The sequence below is a fragment of the Nonomuraea sp. KM88 genome (assembly GCF_052245635.1).
Lineage (GTDB): Bacteria > Actinomycetota > Actinomycetes > Streptosporangiales > Streptosporangiaceae > Nonomuraea.
This window is the reverse complement of the sequence record NZ_JBQQCC010000001.1, coordinates 367,454-386,118: the sequence shown is the minus strand read 5'-3', so window position 1 is coordinate 386,118 and position 18,665 is coordinate 367,454. Positions and strand designations below refer to the sequence as shown.

18 protein-coding genes are annotated in these 18,665 nt (G+C 69.3%); 11 read left to right on the top strand and 7 right to left on the bottom strand.

All coding sequences use genetic code 11. The features are described from left to right. The first annotated feature begins 1 nt into the window (after position 1). A complete protein-coding gene (locus ACTWPV_RS01830) occupies positions 2–331 on the top strand; it encodes a PadR family transcriptional regulator (RefSeq protein ID WP_347641734.1) in 330 nt (109 codons plus the stop codon). Further along, positions 328–1,212, top strand: a complete 885-nt coding sequence (locus ACTWPV_RS01825) for a hypothetical protein (protein WP_443150312.1) — start codon at positions 328–330, stop codon at positions 1,210–1,212. The genes ACTWPV_RS01830 and ACTWPV_RS01825 overlap by 4 nt, the downstream gene beginning before the upstream one ends. 21 nt (positions 1,213–1,233) lie before the next feature. Here ACTWPV_RS01825 and ACTWPV_RS01820 read toward each other — a convergent pair whose 3' ends face one another. The 4 genes from ACTWPV_RS01820 to ACTWPV_RS01805 all read right to left on the bottom strand — a co-directional run bounded on the left by ACTWPV_RS01820 (position 1,234) and on the right by ACTWPV_RS01805 (position 6,420). Next, complete coding sequence (locus ACTWPV_RS01820) at positions 1,234–1,833, bottom strand: TetR/AcrR family transcriptional regulator (RefSeq protein ID WP_347641732.1); 600 nt, start codon at positions 1,831–1,833, stop codon at positions 1,234–1,236. A gap of 1 nt (position 1,834) precedes the next feature. Next, on the bottom strand, positions 1,835–4,198 hold the full coding sequence (locus tag ACTWPV_RS01815) for a PEP/pyruvate-binding domain-containing protein (protein ID WP_443150311.1): 2,364 nt from the start codon (positions 4,196–4,198) through the stop codon (positions 1,835–1,837). A 229-nt stretch (positions 4,199–4,427) separates the two neighbouring features. Further along, positions 4,428–5,828: an MDR family MFS transporter gene (locus tag ACTWPV_RS01810; RefSeq protein ID WP_443150310.1), complete on the bottom strand. Its 1,401-nt coding sequence runs from the start codon at positions 5,826–5,828 to the stop codon at positions 4,428–4,430. 121 nt (positions 5,829–5,949) lie between these two features. Continuing rightward, a complete protein-coding gene (locus ACTWPV_RS01805; RefSeq protein WP_443150309.1) occupies positions 5,950–6,420 on the bottom strand; it encodes an ATP-binding protein in 471 nt (156 codons plus the stop codon). Between the two features lie 147 nt (positions 6,421–6,567). Here ACTWPV_RS01805 and ACTWPV_RS01800 point away from each other — a divergent pair, with 147 nt between their 5' ends. Further along, entirely contained in the window at positions 6,568–7,395 is an 828-nt protein-coding gene (locus ACTWPV_RS01800; RefSeq protein ID WP_443150308.1) for a helix-turn-helix domain-containing protein, read from the top strand. Beyond that, a complete protein-coding gene (locus ACTWPV_RS01795; RefSeq protein ID WP_443150307.1) occupies positions 7,383–7,595 on the top strand; it encodes a DUF397 domain-containing protein in 213 nt (70 codons plus the stop codon). The genes ACTWPV_RS01800 and ACTWPV_RS01795 overlap by 13 nt, the downstream gene beginning before the upstream one ends. A gap of 108 nt (positions 7,596–7,703) precedes the next feature. Here ACTWPV_RS01795 and ACTWPV_RS01790 read toward each other — a convergent pair whose 3' ends face one another. Then, positions 7,704–7,973 carry a hypothetical protein gene (locus tag ACTWPV_RS01790; RefSeq protein ID WP_347620145.1) on the bottom strand — a complete coding sequence of 90 codons (270 nt, stop codon included), beginning with the start codon at positions 7,971–7,973 and terminating at the stop codon, positions 7,704–7,706. Between the two features lie 455 nt (positions 7,974–8,428). Between ACTWPV_RS01790 and ACTWPV_RS01785 the strand changes: the two genes are divergently transcribed. The 3 genes from ACTWPV_RS01785 to ACTWPV_RS01775 are packed head-to-tail and all read left to right on the top strand — an operon-like array spanning position 8,429 to position 11,519. Next, positions 8,429–8,731 (top strand): hypothetical protein, encoded by a 303-nt coding sequence (locus ACTWPV_RS01785; protein WP_443150306.1) that lies wholly within the window; start codon positions 8,429–8,431, stop codon positions 8,729–8,731. After that, positions 8,728–10,932 (top strand): hypothetical protein, encoded by a 2,205-nt coding sequence (locus ACTWPV_RS01780; RefSeq protein ID WP_443150305.1) that lies wholly within the window; start codon positions 8,728–8,730, stop codon positions 10,930–10,932. Before ACTWPV_RS01785 ends, ACTWPV_RS01780 begins: the two co-directional genes overlap by 4 nt. Beyond that, positions 10,929–11,519: a hypothetical protein gene (locus ACTWPV_RS01775; RefSeq protein ID WP_443150304.1), complete on the top strand. Its 591-nt coding sequence runs from the start codon at positions 10,929–10,931 to the stop codon at positions 11,517–11,519. Before ACTWPV_RS01780 ends, ACTWPV_RS01775 begins: the two co-directional genes overlap by 4 nt. A gap of 38 nt (positions 11,520–11,557) precedes the next feature. Here the strand turns inward: ACTWPV_RS01775 and leuA are convergent, their stop codons facing one another. Both leuA and ddaH read right to left on the bottom strand, forming a co-directional pair. Beyond that, on the bottom strand, positions 11,558–13,261 hold the full coding sequence (gene leuA / locus ACTWPV_RS01770) for a 2-isopropylmalate synthase (RefSeq protein ID WP_443150303.1): 1,704 nt from the start codon (positions 13,259–13,261) through the stop codon (positions 11,558–11,560). A 221-nt stretch (positions 13,262–13,482) separates the two neighbouring features. After that, on the bottom strand, positions 13,483–14,229 hold the full coding sequence (ddaH, locus tag ACTWPV_RS01765; protein WP_443150302.1) for a dimethylargininase: 747 nt from the start codon (positions 14,227–14,229) through the stop codon (positions 13,483–13,485). Between the two features lie 38 nt (positions 14,230–14,267). Between ddaH and ACTWPV_RS01760 the strand changes: the two genes are divergently transcribed. The 4 genes from ACTWPV_RS01760 to ACTWPV_RS01745 are packed head-to-tail and all read left to right on the top strand — an operon-like array spanning position 14,268 to position 18,657. After that, positions 14,268–14,513: a DUF2630 family protein gene (locus tag ACTWPV_RS01760; RefSeq protein ID WP_347641721.1), complete on the top strand. Its 246-nt coding sequence runs from the start codon at positions 14,268–14,270 to the stop codon at positions 14,511–14,513. 51 nt (positions 14,514–14,564) lie between these two features. After that, on the top strand, positions 14,565–15,545 hold the full coding sequence (locus tag ACTWPV_RS01755; RefSeq protein ID WP_443150301.1) for a GNAT family N-acetyltransferase: 981 nt from the start codon (positions 14,565–14,567) through the stop codon (positions 15,543–15,545). A gap of 44 nt (positions 15,546–15,589) precedes the next feature. Further along, complete coding sequence (locus ACTWPV_RS01750; RefSeq protein ID WP_443150300.1) at positions 15,590–17,887, top strand: glycoside hydrolase family 6 protein; 2,298 nt, start codon at positions 15,590–15,592, stop codon at positions 17,885–17,887. Positions 17,888–17,937: 50 nt separating this feature from the next. Further along, entirely contained in the window at positions 17,938–18,657 is a 720-nt protein-coding gene (locus ACTWPV_RS01745) for a Mut7-C RNAse domain-containing protein (RefSeq protein WP_443150299.1), read from the top strand. The last annotated feature ends 8 nt before the right edge of the window (positions 18,658–18,665 follow it).

Genomic DNA, 18,665 nt, shown 5'->3' with positions numbered 1-18,665 from the left:
CATGGCACGGAAGACATCCGAGCTCGGCCGCTTCACCGACGTGGCGCTGCTGGTGCTCATCAGCCTGGCCGAGGGGCAGAAACACGGCTACCGGATGATCCACGACATCGAGCAGTTCTCGGGGACCGCCCTCGAGCCCGGCACGCTCTACGGCGCGCTGATGCGGCTGGAGGAGCGCGGATGGATCGAGCCCGTCGAGACCGCCGAGCGGCGCAAGCCGTACCGGATCACCGAGAGCGGGCGTGACGCGCTGCGCGAGCAACTCGCCACGCTGCGGCGCATCGAGCAGGCGGGCGTGCGGCGCACCGCGGTCTCCTGGGGGTTGTCGTGATCCTGCGCATCATCGCCGAGTCGGTGCTGAGCCTCTATCCGGACGCGTGGCGGCAGCGCTACGGCGAGGAGGTCGCCGACCTGGTCGCCTCCCGGCCGGTGCGCGTGCGCACGGTGCTCGACCTGGTCGGGGGCGCCGCCGACGCGTGGCTCCACCACCGGCTCATCCCAGGAGGGCGACCGTTCCGCATTCCCGCGGCCGCCATCCTGTGCATGCTGGGAACCGCTCTGCTGCTCCTGTGGAATCCGGGTGTGCGCGACCCGCAGAGCCTCCACCGCGTCTGGGCCGAGGCCACGCACATGGGGGCACTCGCCCACACGCTGCAGGGGACGGCGATGTCGTTGTTCGTCACGGCGGGGCTCATGGGGGCGCTGGCGGTGACGCCGGTCGTGCTCACCGCCTCCAGCGCCCTGGGCAGCCCAGGGCAGGGGCTCATGACGCAGGTGACGGCCCGGCAAGTGGTCAGAACAGCGGTCGCCGTCGCCGTCCCCGTCACGCTGCTGGGCTCCATCCACTATGCGGTGGCCTTCGCCGACGCCGGTTACCCCGCCGGACCGCTGGGCAACGCGATGACGGGCGGCTTCCTCATCCCGCCCGTCCTGGCGTTCTCGTTGCCCGTGATCGCCGTGGCGGCGCAGGCACCCCCGCTGACGTCCGAAGTCAGGACCGGCGCCACCCTGCTCGCGGTGGCGGCCATCATCAACACGCTGGCCTGGCTGCCCGTGGCTGCCCTGATGCTGCTCGGACTGACGCGGGCGCCGTGGACGTTCGTGGCGGCGGTCACCGCCGGTGCGCTGGTCAGCGTCTGCATGGCCGGGCTGGCCGCGCGGCTCGCGCTCAGGCAGGGCCGGGCCGCGACGGACCGGCTCACCGCCGCTTGAGCAAGGGTCGCGGCGAGCCGGCTACCCCCGCTTGAGCAGCGGCACCAGCACCTCGTCCACGATCTCCACCACGAGGCTGTCCGGGATGGGCGTGCCCTCGAAGAGGAAGTGTTGCCGCAGCAGCGCCTGCCCGGCGTCGAGCCGCCGGGCGGTGACGTCGCCGGGATCGACCTCGCCGCGCTCGACCGCCCGGCGGACGATCTCCTCCATCATCCTCCTCCCGGCGCCCTGGCTGCTCCTCCGCATGGCGTTCAGCGGCGACTCGTTGCGCAGCGCCTCGCCGAGCAGCCCGCGCATCGCCTCGCCGGCCGGACCCGACAACGCCTGTGCCGTACGGCGGAGCATCGCCACCAGGTCGTCGCGGAAGTTGCCGGTGTCGGGCGAGGACTCCGGGGTGGGCAGCGAGCTGTAGACCGCCTCCATCACCAGCTCGATGCGGGAGGGCCAGCGCCGGTAAAGCGAGGCCTTGCTGGCCCTGGCCCGCTCGGCGACCCGCTCCATGGTCAGCCCGGCGTAGCCGACCTCGGCCAGCTCGTCGAGCGTCGCCTTGTGGATGGCCGCGTTGAGCGCCTCGCCCCGGCGCCGCGGACGCTTGCGGTGGTCGGTGACCATGACCTGCATCCTAGGTAGCGCGGGCGACCGTGCCCGCACCGCCGTCGACCGTGACGATCTCCCCGTCTTGGAGCACCGACGTACCCGTGCCCGTGCCCATGACGGCGGGGATGCCGTACTCCCTGGCCACGATCGCCGCGTGCGAGCCGGCGCCGCCGGTGTCGACGACCACGGCCGCCGCCTGCTGGAAGAGCGGCGTCCACGACGGGTTCGTGTAGGGGCAGACGAGCACGTCGCCGCCGTTGAGCTTGCCGAAGTCGGCCGGCTCCCTGATCAGCTTAACCGGCCCGGTCGCGACGCCGCCGCTCGCGGGCGCCCCGCTGAGCAGCGCGTCGCCCGTCTCACGGGGAGGGAAGACCGCGGCGGGGTCGATGAGCCGCACGCCGGACAGCTCCTCCCGCTTGGCCGCCCGCTCTGTGACCGTCCCGCGCAGCCGCTCCCGGCTCTCAGGAGGCAGCGCGGTCACGTCCCCGATCGCTTCGAGCTCCTCCAGCCGCAGGTGGAAGACGTCCTCAGGACGGTCGAGCACCCCCACGCCGACCAGGCGGCGACCGATCTCCACCAGCGACCTGCGCAGGACGGGCTGCGGCAGGGTGAAGGAGAAGTGGCTGTCCTCGCGGAAGGCGACGCCCGCGCGAGCCGCCGCCACCCGCCGCCGCACCCTGGCGCGGCGGCGCTCCGAACGCAGGCGAGGGTGGCGGAGCAGGAGGTCGAGCGCGTCGTCGCCCTCCTTCCTCTCGGGTGGGGCGCCGGCCAGGGCCTTGACCAGGCCGAGCACGGCCTCCGGAGCGTCCGCCCAGGTCGGCGGGGTGACGAGGATGGGGCTCGACGTCTCGCGGTGGCCGTACTCGGCGAGGAACGCCCGCAACTCGGCCTCGAACTCGGCGGGCAGCGGGTCGGCGTCGAGCGCGCCGGTGCGTTTGGCCACCTCCGCGAGCCGTTCCAGCGCTTCGTTGGCGTCGGTGGTGCGGGTGCGCGCCCCGGACAGCAGGTCACCGAACACCTCGCGGCGCCCCAGCCGCCGGACCGTCACCAGCAGCCGCAACAGCGCCAGCCCCGAGCCCGGCAGGTAGTCCATGCGCAGGCCGGCCACCGGCTGCACGACGTCGAGCGTCTCCCTGGGCACGCGGATCAGCCGCTCCCACGGCATCGACGCGAGATCGCGCGCGGCCAGCTCCCTGGCCTGCGCGAGGAAGGTGCGGTAGCGCGGGTCCTCGGTCCAGCGGGCGGGGTCGTACCGTCTGGCCCTGGCCAGAAGCCGGAACGGGGTGAGCAACATCCTCGGCGACGGATGCGGCTTCGGCGGCACGAGCCGGTAGACGACCCCGTCCTCCTCGCTCAGGAAGTTCTCGAACGCGCCCTTGATCCCGAACGAGGACGTGATCTTGCGCATGAGCCCGGCCGGGCCGTACGGCAGCCAGGTCGTCACGTCGATCGGATAGGGCCGCTCAGGGAGATATTCGAGCAGGACGGTCACCAGCCGGCGCTGGATCGGGTTGAGCTTCCCGATCGGTGGCGGCGGCAGCGCGGTCATCGGGCGGGCCTGCAGCAGGTGCACCCGGCCGCCCGCGTACGCCCACTCCATGTCCTGGGGGCGGCCGAAGTGGTCGGCGACCTCCCTGCCGAGCCGGGTCAGCTCCGCGATCACCGCGTCGGGCAGCCGCTCGGCGGCGGCCGCCGCGCCGGTCTCGCGGGCGACGCCGCCGCCGGAGGTGCCGCGGATGACCACCTCGCGGCGGCCCGGAGTGAAGTCGGCGTGTCCCGAAGCGTCGACCACGTAGTGGTCGGGCGTGACGAGGCCGGAGACGACGGCCTCCCCGAGACCGCTGCTGGCGTCGATGACGAGCTGCGCGCGGTCGCCGGTGACGGGGTTCGCGGTGAACATGACCCCGGCCATCTCCGCCTCGACCATGCTCTGGACGACCACCGCGATCCGCACCCCTGAGCCGTCGATCGCGAGCTTCGCGCGGTACGCGATCGCGCGCTCGGTCCAGAGCGAACCCCAGCAGCGGCGCACCGCGTCGAACAGCGCCTCCTCCCCGACGACGTTGAGGTAGGTGTCCTGCTGGCCGGCGAACGCGGCGCCCGGGAGGTCCTCGGCGGTGGCACTGGAGCGCACGGCCACGGGCCCGCCGCCGAGCCCGGCGTAGGCGTCGGCGATCGCCTGCCGCAGGCCGGGGGGCAACTCCACCCGCTCGAAGTGCTCGCGCGTGTCGTGGCCCTGCGCGACCTGCTCGTACGCGTGGGTCGTGACGATGAAACCACCCGGCACCGGCAGGCCCTTCCTGACCAGCTCGCCCAGGTTGGCGCCCTTGCCACCGGCCACGGCCAGATCGTCATGCCCGAAGGCGTCCAGGGGTGCGACGAGCTTCACGGCCTCTTCCCGGCTTTCACGGCTTCTCTCCGCTCTCACGGCATCCCCTCGGCTCGTACTCACGACTTGTCCTCGACTTCCACCCACGACTGGTCCACGGCCTGCACCCACAACTCGTCCACCGCCTGCGCCCGCAGCTTGTCCACGGCTCGGCACCCGCGGCTTTTCCCTGGCTTTCACGCACGACCGTCCCCGGCTTTCAGCCACGGCCTCATCTCGGCATCGGCTTTCACTCACGGCCTCTCCTCGTCTTCACGGCCTCTTCCTCGGCGTGAGCGGTGGTGCGGAGTGGGCGCGCCGGCAGCGCCAGCGCGAGCACGAACGCCACCGCGAGCAGCGGCGCCATGGCCGCGAACACCGGCGGCGCGGCGGCGGCGAAGGCTTCGCGCACGCCGGCGGGCAGGGCGGCCGGGTCGGTGGCCGCGATGCCGGATCTCATGGTGATCAGTGCCCCCACCAGCGCGACCCCCGCCGAGGCGCCGATCTGGCGCAGGAACGTCACCGACGACGTGGCGGTGCCGAGGTCGGCGTACTCGACGGCGTTCTGCGCGGCCAGCACCATGGTCTGCATGACGAGCCCGACGCCCAGCCCGGTCAGCAACATGGCCAGGGCGAGCGCGAGCGGCGAGGCGCCGGCCAGGCCGATCAGCCCCAGCCCTGCCGCGGCCACCGCCGTGCCGGCGACGGGATAGGGCTTGTACTTCCCGGTCCGCGTGATCAGCCGGCCGGACACGACGGTCGTGGCGAGCACGCCGCCCATGAGCGCGGTCACCAGCAGGCCCGCCTGCGTGGCGCTGGTGCCCGCCGCGATCTGCAGGTAGGCCGGCATGTACGTGATCGTCCCGAACAGCGCGAACCCGATGAGCAGGCTGATCGCCACGGGGATCGCGAAGGCCCGGTCGCGGAAGAGGCGCAGCGGCAGGATCGGGTCCTTGGCGTACCGGGCGCTGACCAGCCAGGCGACCAGCCCGGCGGTGGCCACGACCAGGTAGACGGGGTCGCGGGTCTGCCCCACCATGACCACGCCGACCACGGCGACGGCCAGGGCGAGCGCGCCCGCGACGTCCAGCGGAGCCCGCGCGCGGGGCTTCGGCAGCCGCAGCGTCACGCTCAGCACGACCAGCGCGATCAGGCCGAGCGGCGGATAGATGGCGAAGATCCACCGCCAGCTCAGCCGGTCGATGAACAGCCCGCCGATCAGCGGCCCTCCCACGGCGGCCACGACGTAGGCGGCCCCGATGAAACCGAGATAGCGGCCCCGCTCGCGCGGGCTGACGATCTCGCCGATGATGGCCTGGGCGCCGATCATCAGCCCTCCGCCGCCCAGCCCCTGCACGGCTCGGAAGGCGATGAACTGCGGCATCGAGGTGGCCAGCGCGCACAGCACGGCGCCGAGCACGAACACCACGATGGCCACCTGCATGACGGGCTTGCGGCCGTACCTGTCGCCGAGCTTGCCGTAGACGGGCATGACCACGGTGGCCGCGACGAGATAGGCGGTGACGACGACCGGCATCTGGTCGAGCCCGCCCAGGTCACCCGCGATGGCCGGAAGCGCGGGCGCCATGATCGTCTGGTCGAGCGCACCCAGCAACATCGCCAGGATCAGCCCCGAGAGCACGAAGCCCATGACATCGCTCCTTAGAGAACGAACCGTTCTCTAAGGAGCGTAAGCTTCCTCCTATAGAAACGCAACGTTCACTAATCGAGTGTTGCGCAGGTCACCGCAATCCATCGGCGGCGATCTCTCATCAGCTATCGATCTCGACTGCCGCACGTTCAGCCGGTGCGGGCGCCGACGCGGCGAGAGGAGGGACGGCTCGGATGGCGCACCACACGGTGCGACCAAGCCCGTGGCCATGCTCCCGGACACCCCAGTCGTGGGCGATCTCGTTGATGATCAGCAGCCCGCGGCCATCCTCCGCCTCCGACTCCTGCCGGATATGGGGCGCGGAGAACGTGGAGCCGGGATCCCGCACGCCGACGTAGACCGTCCCGCCGACCGCCGCGACCGTGAGGCCGATGAGGGTGTACGGCTTGGCGTTGGAGTGCCGCAGAGCGTTCGTCATGAGCTCGGACACGGCCAGCACAGCCTCGTCGACCACAGGGTGGTCATCTCCCAGCCACCTGCGCACCTCGGCGCGGGCCCGGGGAACGGACTCACGAATGCCCGCCAGATGAATCGAACCGATGACCTTCGGCTCGGCGCTCGCTGCTTGCACGGTTTCACCCACTCCAAGTAGCCGACCTCTATCTGCCTTACGACGATCGCAAGCTTTGGCTACACTCAGTAGTGAATTGACTTCGACATGCCATCAACCGTTGTAGTGAAGCTCCGGTTGAAACGCCGGTGGCCCCCCGGAGGTCAGGTGCCCAAGGAAAGCGAGCTGTGCCCCGCCGACTCCCCGACCGCCCTTTTCGGTTTCGAGCTGCGGCGATACCGCAAGGCCCGCGGGTGGTCCCAGATCCGCCTGTCCAAGGCGGTGTCCTACTCCGTCGGCACGATCAGCATGATCGAGACAGCCAGGCGATCACCAACGGAGGAGTTCGCACGCCACTGCGATGAAGCGCTGGAGGCGGAAGGAGCGCTGATGCGGCTCTGGCCGATGGTGAGCCACGCATCGGCTCCGTCGTGGTTCCGCCCCTGGCTCGACGTCGAAGCCACAGCAGAGGCGATCCGGTCGTGGGAGCCGCTGGTTGTGCCCGGCCTGCTCCAAACCGAGGACTACGCCAGGGCGGTGTTGAGTGGCGACGTCGGCGTAACGCCTGAGCAGATTGAGGAGCAGGTGATCGCTCGCATGGAACGTCAGAGCATTCTCCGACGTCCCAAGCCACCATTGTTGTGGATAGTGATCGATGAGGCTGTGCTCAATCGCCCGATCGGCAACCCAGCCGTAATGTCGGCGCAGGTCAACCGCCTCCTCGAAGCCGGCCAAGCTCCCCGGATCACCATCCAGGTTCTCCCTCTCAATGCGTACTCCACAACCGGTCTTTCCGGCGGATTTGCCATCGCACAAGCCCATGGAGCCTTCGACACGGCCTACGTTGAATCCGCCGGGATCATGAGTCGGGTGACGGACCGGCCAGAGGACGTTAATGTCCTAACATACAGATATGAGGGAATTCGTTCCGAAGCCCTCCCCCAGCGCGAGTCCCTGGAACTGATCAAGGAGACGCTACAGCGATGGACGATCTGACCCACGAACTCGACACAGCTATCTGGCGCAAGGCCACGCGATCAGGACCCGACGGTGGAAACTGCGTTGAAGTCGCTGAACTGTCCCATGGACACCGAGGCGTCCGTGACAGCAAGAACCCCACCGGCCATGCCCTCATCTTCACCCCAGGCGAATGGAACGCCTTCATCAGCGGCGTGAAGAGCGGCGAATTCGACTGACTACCACCGGCCCGACGAGGGATGTTCCCGATGCGTCCTGCATTCGCGTCGAACCTCCCTCGCCGGCCTGAGCAAGCCGTCCAGGAAACCGGTTGGTCTCCCGGACGGCTAATTGATCACTTCGGGCGGGGGCGCACCGAGCCTGGGGATGAGTTCGGAGCGGATGACAGCGAAGCAGCTGTCCATATGGCGGCGGAGGCCGGCGAGTTCGTCGCAGAGAGCCGCGAGGTTGTGTCTCATCTCCGCCCGCATGTCGGCGATATCCGCCTGCATCTGGGCGATGTCGGTCATCATGGAAGTGCCGTCTCCGGCATGCGTGCTCGCCTCGAGCGCCCGGAGACGCGTGATCAAGGCGAGGATCCGTACCTCTTCGTTCACCGCATTCCTGCCTTTGCGAAGCTGGGAATGGCAACCCGCACGGGTGGCGGGTGCAAGGTTTGACGGTGAGGATAGTGACACACGGCTGACGTTCATGCTGGTCACCGCCCGCGCCCGGGTGTGGTTCTTTCTCCCGGCGCCTGGCGTGTTTCTCCCTCAGATGTAATTGAGCGTGGACGGCTGGGGGTCCGTCCCTGGTGGACAGGGTCGCTGCCTCCGCCGCCCCGGGGATCAAAGGTCATTATCCCGAGGCGAGCCGGGCGTCTATCAGCACGTCGTGGTATGTCGCACATTAGCCGAATCGTACGATGACTCTGCACTTCGCCACACCCTGGGGCGAAACTGTCATCAGCCAGGCTGATACCCCTATCTGCGGGCAAACTTCGAACGCGCCATACCTTTCACCGGGGTTCAACTTGTTTTGTTGATGCGCTGTTGATTACCGTGCGAATGATGTGGGCGACGTGCCGCCTCCTGACCTGTTCTGGCGCAGCGAACCGTGCGAGGGGATCATCGTGGCTGACCTCGATCGCGAGGCGATGCGTGCCGTAGCGCAGCGGATCCAGCGGCTGTCCGACGAGCACTGGTGGTCGCTCGATCCGTCCTGCCGCCTGATGGAGAAGGACGCATGGGTGGGGCCGACGGGCGGCCGGTTCGATGCCCAGCTCCACGCCGACCAGCGCGAGCTGCGCGACCTGCTCAGGCAGGCCGTCCACAGCGCGAACCAGAAGCTGGCGTCCATTCAGGACAAGCCATGACCGAGTTCACCGGAGTCAAGCAGCCCGATTTCGACACGATGACGAGCAAGCACACCGAGGCGGCCAGGCGGCTGGAAGAACTGGCCCAGGCTCTGCACAGTGAACTTCGCAGCGCGGGGCTCGACACCTCACCGGCGGCGCGGCTGCGGCAGCTGGCCGGGCGAGTCACCACACAGGCCGAAGATCTACGGCGGCGGCAGAAACTCGTCCACGAGCTCCAACGGCAGCGGATCACTTTCGGCCGGAGCACGCCCGCCGGAAGCTTTCTCGAGATGCCCGACGGTTTGGAGGCGGCCAAAGGGTTGCTGGACGGCACGCTCGCCGGCCGCGCGGCGCTGAAGGCCGCGGACGGTGACTCCACGGCGCTGGCCGAGCTGGAGAAATACGCGTCAAGAGGAGGGGATGCGGAGTTCGTCAAGACGTTCCTCGGCGCGCTGGGTGCCCAGGGCCTGACGCGGCTCCCCGGCTCGCTCGCCGCCCAACTGCGCGACGCCAGAGCCCATGGCGACGCCAAACGCGTCGCTCAGCTCTCCAGCGATGGCGGCAAGGCGCTGCGCATGCTGAGCGCCGCCCTGGCCAAAGGAATGGATCCGAAGAATCCGGCATATGCGGGCGCCGGTTTCCTTCAGCAACTGGTGCAGCAGGGCCGGGCCCAGCACAAGACGGGCGGCACGACGTACTCCGGCTACCAGGCGCAGGCGCTCATCTGGCGAGCCCACGACGGGAAGCCGCCGTACTCGAAGGAGTTCATGGAAACCGTCGGACGCGACGTGATCGTCTATGAGCACGAGGAACGTAAGGACGAATGGGCGGCGAGCAGAGATTCTCTGGGCCGCCTTTTCGCAGGAACCCAGCTCCCCATCATCGATCTGGCCGGCGCGCTCGGCCTCGGCACCCTGCTGAGACCCGGAACCCATGCAGGGGCTCCGGGCGCAAAGGCACAGTCGTCCGTGGTCGACGACCTGTTCCACGCGGCCAAGTCCAGTCGGGAAGCGTCCCATGCCCTGCTGAACCACACTCCGCCCGGGTGGAAGGAATCCGTCCTGGACTACCTGCTGACGACCCGCTGGGAAGCCGCCCTCCACACGAAGGACCACGCGCCGTTCAACGACCTGCTGGTGACCGCGACCACCGGCCAGGACGCCACGTCTCGGAAGCTGGCCGCCGACATGACGAAGATCCTCTCCAACGAGGTACGCGGCGCCTTCGGCAAGGCCGACAGCGGCAACCTGGAAATCAGGAACGGGGAGGCTTTCGACCGATACGCCGCGCTCAGTTATCCCCTAGCCCGTGCGATCTCGGCCAACATCGACCAACTCTCCCGACTCTACCTGAACCACGCGACTTTCGGCCAGGTCACACCCGAGGACATGTCATACGCGCTGCTCCTGGCCACCTCTAACGATGCGGGGTTCGAGGCGCTGGTGAGAGCGCAGACGGAGCACATGCGAGCGGCACTCGCCACGGTGCCTCCAGTCGGCCTCAACGCTTCCAACGCCGAACGACTTGGTTTCACCAAGGCGGACGTCAAGGAGTATGACTTCGACGGGGACGGGCGGGTCGACAAGGCCGACATCAAGCAGTTCCTGACGGACCGGACCGTGGCGGAGGCCCGGCCCTTTAATCACATCGTGGAGACCCGCCGCCAAGTGCTGATCGCTCAGGGGTTGGACGACAAGAAGGCGGACGAGGCACTGAAGACCATGGTGGGCAACGCACTGGGGCTACTCCCCGTACCAGGAGCCAAACAGGTGGGCCAGTTGGCCACGGGCGCTTTTGGCGAACTGATCGGCAAGGGTTACGACAAGTTCGCCGGAGCCGCGTACGACGAGATTTCCAAACAAGCCGCCCACCGAATGTCCGGACATGGGCGGGGCCTGGACGAGACGCACCAGACCCTCGCGGACAATCGGAGAGCGGTGGAGAGGCTGGCAGAGCAGATGCTCGCCACCGCCATGCTGAATAAAGGTCTGCTTGACGGATTGGGCGCGGAAAGACATTCATTCGCGGCTGGGGATTCGCCGCGTATCAAGGCCTTCGCCGAGATGACTCCGCATGAATACAGCCAGTTCCTCATGTGGGCGCGCGAATCTGGAGGGAATAACGACCTACTCGATCGTTTCCGCATGACCTTCCGCAGTACCAGCGAAGTCGACGACTATCTCGACCTGCAGATCCCCTCCACTGGAGGTGGGCGATGAGCCGCTCCCGCTTGCCAATCGTTCTGGTCGCTCTCGCGGTGCTTGTCACAGCCTGCACTCAGAACGGTGGCATCGTTCCCACTCCCAACCCAGCACCGCAGCCTGTCGAGGATTCCACACCATACGTCTGTAGGTTTATCCCTGAACAGGCATTTCGCCTGGTCAGTGGCATGAATGGCCCACTCGCCGAGAAGATGGACGGCGGTCAGCAGGACGGCGACTGCTGGGCTCCAGATGTCACGCCTCGACCATTGGAGGTGCGGTGGATGCAGGAGAGCGAAGGAATACATCGAGAGCAACTAGACTTCGTTCTAGACGATAGGCGTCAGGTTTATAGCAGGCATGGCGGAGTCACTCTTCCTCCTGACCTCGGCGACGGCCTTGCCGCATACCTGCCGGATACACCGTTCGCCGACCAACCGTACCGAGTTGTCGCAAAATTTCGATGCGACGGCAAAGTTCAGCTAATCACCATCTACCTAGCACAAGTCGCCAAGGGCAGGGATGGGATCAAGGATCTGATCGAGCTTATGCGTATCGCCCAACAGCGCTACAGCAAGGTGTACGACTGCAAGCTCGCCACGTAAGGGCCCGAGCCCCAGTGAAAGGGGCCCGGGCGGGTGGGTCAGCGGAAGGCGCGGTTGACGGCGGAGATGATGGCCTTGAGGGCGGCGGTTGTGGCGTTGGCGTCGACGCCCACGCCCCACAGCACCTGGCCGTCCACGTCGCACTCCAGGTAGGAGGCGGCCTTGGCGTCGGCGCCCGCGCTCATCGCGTGCTCCACGTAGTCGAGGACGCGCGCCCGGATGCCGACCTGGGCGAGGGCGTCGATGAAGGCGGAGATGGGGCCGTTGCCCGTGCCGGTCACCTCGCGGATCTCGCCGTCGAGGCGGACGTCGGCGCTGATGCGGTCGTGTTCTTCCGTGGACTCGTGGCGGTGGGCCATGAGGCTGAGCCGGCCCCACCGGTTGGTGGGGTTGGGCAGGTATTCGTCGCGGAAGACGTCGTACATCGCGGCCGGGCTGATCTCGCCGCCCTGGGTGTCGGTGCGGGCCTGTACGACCTTGGAGAACTCGATCTGCAGCCGGCGCGGCAGGTCGAGCTGGTGGTCGGCCTTCATGATGTAGGCGACCCCGCCCTTGCCCGACTGGCTGTTGACCCGGATGACCGCTTCGTAGGTGCGGCCGATGTCCTTCGGGTCGATCGGGAGGTAGGGGACGGCCCAGGTGAAGTCGTCGACCGGCACGCCCGCCGCCACGGCGTCCTTCTCGAGGTGTTCGAAGCCCTTCTTGATGGCGTCCTGGTGGGAGCCGGAGAAGGCGGTGTAGACGAGCTCGCCGCCCCATGGGTGGCGCGGGTGGACGGGCAGCTGGTTGCAGTATTCGGTGACGCGGCGGACCTCGTCGATGTCGCTGAAGTCGATCTCGGGGTCGACGCCCTGGGAGAACAGGTTCATGCCCAGCGTGACCAGGCAGACGTTGCCGGTGCGCTCGCCGTTGCCGAACAGGCAGCCTTCGATGCGGTCGGCGCCCGCCATGTAGCCCAGTTCGGCGGCGGCCACGGCGCTGCCGCGGTCGTTGTGCGGGTGGAGCGACAGGATGATCGAGTCGCGGCGCTTGAGGTTGCGGTGCATCCACTCGATCTGGTCGGCGTAGATGTTGGGCGTGGCCATCTCGACGGTGGCCGGCAGGTTGAGGATGGTCTTACGGTCGGGCGTGGGCTGCCACACCTCGGTGACCGCGTCGCACACCTCGACGGCGTATTCGAGCTCGGTGCCGGTGAACGACTCCGGGGAATACTGGAAACGCACGTCGACGTCGGTCGCGTCGGCGAGCTTCTTCACCAGCTTGGCGCCCTCGACCGCGATGGCGGTGATGCCGTCTTTGTCCTGGCCGAAGACCACGCGGCGCTGGAGGGTGGAGGTGGAGTTGTACAGGTGGACGATGGCCTGCTTGGCGCCCTCGATCGACTCGAAGGTGCGCTCGATCAGCTCGGGCCTGGCCTGGGTCAGCACCTGGATCACCACGTCGTCGGGGACGCGGCCCTCTTCGATGATCTGCCGGATGAAGTCGAAGTCGGTCTGCGAGGCGGCGGGGAAGCCCACCTCGATCTCCTTGTAGCCCATGCGTACCAGCAGCTCGAACATCTGGAGCTTGCGGTGGGGGTCCATCGGGTCGATCAGGGCCTGGTTGCCGTCGCGCAGGTCCACCGCGCACCAGCGGGGGGCCTTGGTGATGACCTGGTCAGGCCAGGTGCGGTCGCGCAGGCGTACGGGCTCGAACGGCTGGTAGCGATGGATGGGCATAGGGCTGGGTTGCTGGGCGGTCATGGCTGCTGCTCCTGTTTCGGACGGAAGGAAGCGGCCGACGCGCACGACAGGCTCCGCGGCGAGGGAGCCGGCCTTAGAGGCCCCCGCCGCGGCAGCTAAGCAGGAGGCCGCGCAGCATGCCAACGACGGTACCAGACGTCTCGCCATGCGCCGTCCCGGGTCTCGGATGGTGAGAAGCGGGTCGGGCGAGGCGTCGCCTGTCCGGAGAAGGGTCGTAGGCGTCAGTCCGGGATGAGGACGCTGAGGCAGGTCACGCAGCCTTCGAGTTTCTCGTACTCGGAGATGTCGACGGTTGTCACGGCGAGTCCGCGCTGTTCGAGCATGGCGGCAGTCCGGGGCGCCGAGGCGGCCATCAGGACGCGGTCGCCGCCGAGCGGCACCACGTGGGCACCCGGCTCCTCCTCCGGCACGAGCAGGTCGGGCAGGTCCACGTGCCGGGGATCTCCGATGAGCGTCCCGTCGGGCAGCGCGGTCACCGCCGACTTCAGGTGCAGCACGCCCCGCATCTTCACGGGCACGACCTCGCATTCGGGGAGGAGGGCCGCCAGCTGCTCGATCCCCTGGTCGTTGGTGCGCGCCGACCTGCCGGCGTACAGGGTGGCGCCGGTCTGCAGCACGTCGCCGCCGTCGAGCGTGCCGGGGGCCGCGATCCTGACGGCCGTCAGCCCGAGCTCGTGTACGGCCGCCGCCACGGAGTCCACCTCCGGCCGCCGCTCCGGCGCGCCGGGCCTGGTCAGCACCGCCAGCCGCCCCGACACGACCACCGCGTCCTCCACGAACGGAGAGTCGGGCAGCTCGTCGGCGGGCGGCACGTACACGGGCCGCCATCCGCCGGCCGCCAGGGCCTCGACGTAGGCGTCATGTTGCGCGAGGGCCCACCGGTGATCCACGGGTTCGCGTTCGATGTGGGTGACGATGCCTTCGGCGATTCGGGGACCGGGCTTCCTTACCAGCGCAATACCAGCCATAGTGCGTCTTCTATCACGGGGTGATTAGAGTCTTGAGCATGCGGGACGACGAGATTCTCACCAGGATCAGCGCCCTGGTCAGCGAGGAGCACAAGCTGCGCGACAAGCTGACGGCGGGCGAGGTCACCACGGACGAGGAACACGCGCGCATCAAGGAGCTGGAGATGGCCCTCGACCAGTGCTGGGACCTGCTCAGGCAGCGCCGGGCCAGGCGCAACGCGGGCGACGACCCCGACGACGCCGCGGCCAGGCCCGCCGGCGAGGTGGAGAACTACCGCCAGTAGGCGGCGGGAAAACCTGTCGCCGGACCGCCGCTGGTGCGCTTTGCTGGCCTCATGCGGATCCAGCCGATCGACCTCGACGACCCGCCGGAGGAGATGGTCGCGGGCCTGTATGACGCCTATGTGGCCGCCGCCTCCGCGGACGACCCTGGTCCCCAGCCACCGCTCCCCCGCTTCCGCAGGGACTTCTGCGCGCACAGGCCCGGCGGGCGGGCCGAGGTCTGGGGGGCCGTGGAGGACGGCAGGGTCGTCGGCGGCTACGGCCTGTCGCTCCCGCTGCTCGACAACACGCACCTCGGCACGATCTTCCCTTTCGCCGTACGGCCCGAACACCAGCGGCGCGGGCTCGGGACGGAGTTGTTCGGGCACGTGCTCGGCCGCCTGCGCCATCACGGCAGGCGGCTGCTGCTGGCGGAGACACCCGTCACCGGCGCCGGCGCCCGTTTCGCGCGCGCCCGCGGCATGGAGGTGGCGCTCGTCGAGGCCCGCCGCATGCTCGACCTGCGCAAGGTGGACTGGGCGGCGCTCGAACGGATGATCCCCGAGGTCGCCGGCTACCACGTCGAACGGTTCTCCGGGCCGGCGGGCCCCGAGCTGGTACCCGACCTCGTCACGCTGATGGGCGGCATGAACGACGCCCCGCGCGACAGCGGCGTCGAGGACTCGAATTTCAGCCCGGAGCGCCTGCTGCACCGCGAGGAGGGCATCGTCCCCGGGGGCCGGACCTGCTACACCTCGATCGCCCGCCGCGACTCCGACGGCGCCCCGGCGGGCTACACGCGCATCTACCTCGACGCCGACCGCTCTGACGGCTGGGCGGAGCAGGCCGACACGACGGTGCTCGGCGCGCACCGCGGCCACCGCCTCGGCCTGCTGCTCAAGCTGGGCAACCTGCTGTGGTTGCGCGAGCGCGAGCCGCACCTCGAACGCGTCATCACCTGGAACGCCACCAGCAACAGCCACATGCTCGCCATCAACGAGGCCATGGGATTCGAGCTCTTCGACGAATGGAACGAGTGGCGCATGGAGGTGTAGCGCGCATGGATCATCCGGCGCGCGGGGAGCTAACCTGACCCACTATGACCATGGAGGCGCTGAGAGACGGAGACCCCAGGCAGGTGGGCCCGTACACCCTCCTGGGCCGGCTGGGCGAAGGCGGCATGGGCGTCGTCTACCTGGGCCGCTCCCCCGACGGCACGCAGGTGGCCGTCAAGCTGATCCACGCCAGGCTGGACGCGGACGCCGGATTCAGGCGCCGCTTCGCCCGCGAGGTGGCCGCCGCCAAGCGGGTCGCCAGGTTCTGCACCGCTCCCGTCCTCGACGCCGACGTCCAGGGTGACCTGGCCTATCTGGTCACCGAATATGTCGAGGGTCCCAGCCTCGACGACGTCGTCCGCTCCTCGGGGCCGCTCAGGGGCTCGGCTCTCGACGGGCTGGCCGCCTCGATGGCCATGGCGCTGCGCGCCATCCACGGGGCTGGGGTGGTGCATCGTGACCTGAAGCCGTCGAACGTGCTGTTGTCGCAGGTGGGACCCAAGGTCATCGACTTCGGCATCGCGCAGCTCGCGGGCGCGGAGATGAGCAGCGCGATCGTGGGGACGCCGTCGTACATGTCGCCCGAGCAGGTGTCGGGCGTCACGATCGGGCCGCCGTCGGACATCTTCTCCTGGGGCTGTACGGTCGCCTTCGCCGCCGGGGGCGTGCCGCCGTTCGGGTCGGGCTCGGTGCCGACGGTTCTGCTGCGCATCGTCAACGAACCCCCCGACCTGCGCGGGCTCACGGGGCCGCTGCGGGACCTGGTGGTGGCGTCGCTGGCCAAGAACCCCGCTGAACGCCCCACGGCGCAGGACCTGATGGACCGCCTCAGCACCTCGGGCTCCGGCGTGAGCACCACCACCGGCCCTGGCACGCCGATCCCAGGAGGGGATGCCGCAGGCACAGGCGGCAGTGCGGGGTCAGGAGACGGGCGGCCCGCCGTCGCAGATGACACCGCCGGGCCGGCCCAGGGTCCAGGAAGTTCCGTGGGTCCCGAAGGGAGTCGCGACGGTTTCGGAGGGCCGGCAGGCTCGGGTGAGGACGGGCACAACGGTCTGGGGGATCGGAACGGTCCGGAAGCGGCGAATGGTGGCGGGCCGGGGGACGTCCCGAGGCGCGGGCTGTCGCGGCTCGGGGCGGCGGGCGGGCGGCGCAAGCTGATGGCGGCCGCCGCGGCCGTGGCCGTGGCGGTGGCCGGGGTGTCGGCGGCGCTCGTGTGGCGTGACGAAGGCACCTCGGGCAGCACGACGGCGTACGAAGCCACCGCCACCGCCGGGCAGAACGGCACCACAGGTCAGGACGCGACCCGGCCGGCGGGCGCGGCCCGCAACCCGCTGATGGCCCAGGGGAAGGTGCCGTTCTACTCCCCGCCCGAGCCGGGCGCGAGCAGGCAGGCGGCGCTGTGGCAGAAGGATCGCCCCGAGGACGCGGAGCTGATGAGCAGGCTGGCCGCGGTCCCCCACGCCATCCGGCTCAACCAGCCCGAGGTCAGGTCGAAGGTGGACGACACGATCAGGGCGGCCGAGAAGGAGGGCGGTGTCCCGGTGTTCCTGATCAACTACATGCCGGGAAGCGACTGCCTGCCGATCGAGCCCGAGGAGATGGCGGCGTACCAGGAGTGGATCAAGGGCATCGCCCGCCAGATCGGCCGGGCCGGGGCGGTGGTCATCCTGGAGCCGTCCAGCCTCGTCAAGCTGCCGGGGACGGAGAAGTGCGACGCGGGCGGCTCTCCCGAGCAGCGCTACCGGGACCTCAGGCAGGCCGTGCGGAGCCTCAGGTCCGGCCCTCGCACGGCGGTCTATCTCGACGGCAGCCAGAACTACTGGCCGGGCACCGACATCATGGCGCGGCGGCTGATCGGGGCGGGGATCGAGGAGGCGGACGGGTTCTTCGTCAACACCGCCGGCTACCAGCGTACGGAGGGAAGCGTCGAGTACGGCAAGGCGCTGTCGGCGTGCGTCAGCGTCCAGCTGGCGACGGGCCGCGACGAGTGCCCGCAGGACGCGCCGCTGGACCGGTCGAGGATGCCGCACTTCGTGATCGACACCGCCAGGAACGGGCAGGGCTCGTGGAGGCCGAAGGAGAAGAAGTACGAGGATCCGCAGGTGTGGTGCAACCCTCCGGGCAGGGGCGTCGGACCGCGGCCCACCACGGAGACGGGTGAGGAGCTGGTCGACGCGTACCTGTGGATCGCGCGGCCGGGCGAGTCGGGCGGCCGGTGCAGGCGCGGCACCGGCGGCGAGGAGGATCCCGAGCGCGGTGTCGTGTCGCCGGAGGGCGGCCAGTGGTGGGGCGACCTGGCGCTGGAGCGGGCGAAGAACGCGAATCCGCCGCTGAGGTGAGCGCGTACCAGGAGATATCAGCATGAATTCCCGCGGTCCGGTCCACCAGAATGGGGATTGTGACTGCACGCCTGCGCATCGCCTCTGAGCTGAGGATGTTCCTGCCGGTGAGCCGGCGACGCGAGTGGCAGGAGGTCGCCCCCGACGGCACCTCCACGCTGGGGCACCACGTCGAGTCGATCGGCATCCCGTTGACGGAGGTCGGCCCGATGATCGTGGCCGGCGCCCAGGGCGTGCCGCCGTCCTACCAGCCCGCGCCCGGCGACGTGGTGGAGGTGCACCCGGTGCCGCGCCCGCAGCAGTTGCCCGAAGAGCCGCAGTTCCTGCTGGACGTGCATCTGGGCACGCTGGCGCGGCGGCTGCGGCTGCTCGGCATCGACACCGCCTACCACAACGACATGGACGATCCGGCGCTGGTGGCGCAGGCGAACGAGGAGCGGCGGGTGCTGCTCACGCAGGACCGCGGCCTGCTGCGCCGCCGCGCGCTGTGGCTGGGCGCGTACGTCCGCGGCTCGCGGCCCACCGACCAGCTCCGCGACCTGCTGGAGCGCTTCGCGCCGCCGCTGCGCCCGTGGACCCGGTGCACGGCGTGCAACGGTGAGCTGGAGCAGGTGGCCAAGGTCGAGATCGAGCCGCTGCTGGCGGCCGGCACGCGACGCAGCTACGACGCCTACGGCCGGTGCGGGAAGTGCGGCCAGGTCTACTGGCACGGCGCGCACAGCGGCCATCTGGAGGAGATCGTGCGCACGGCCCGAGCCTGGGCGCCCTGACACCGCCG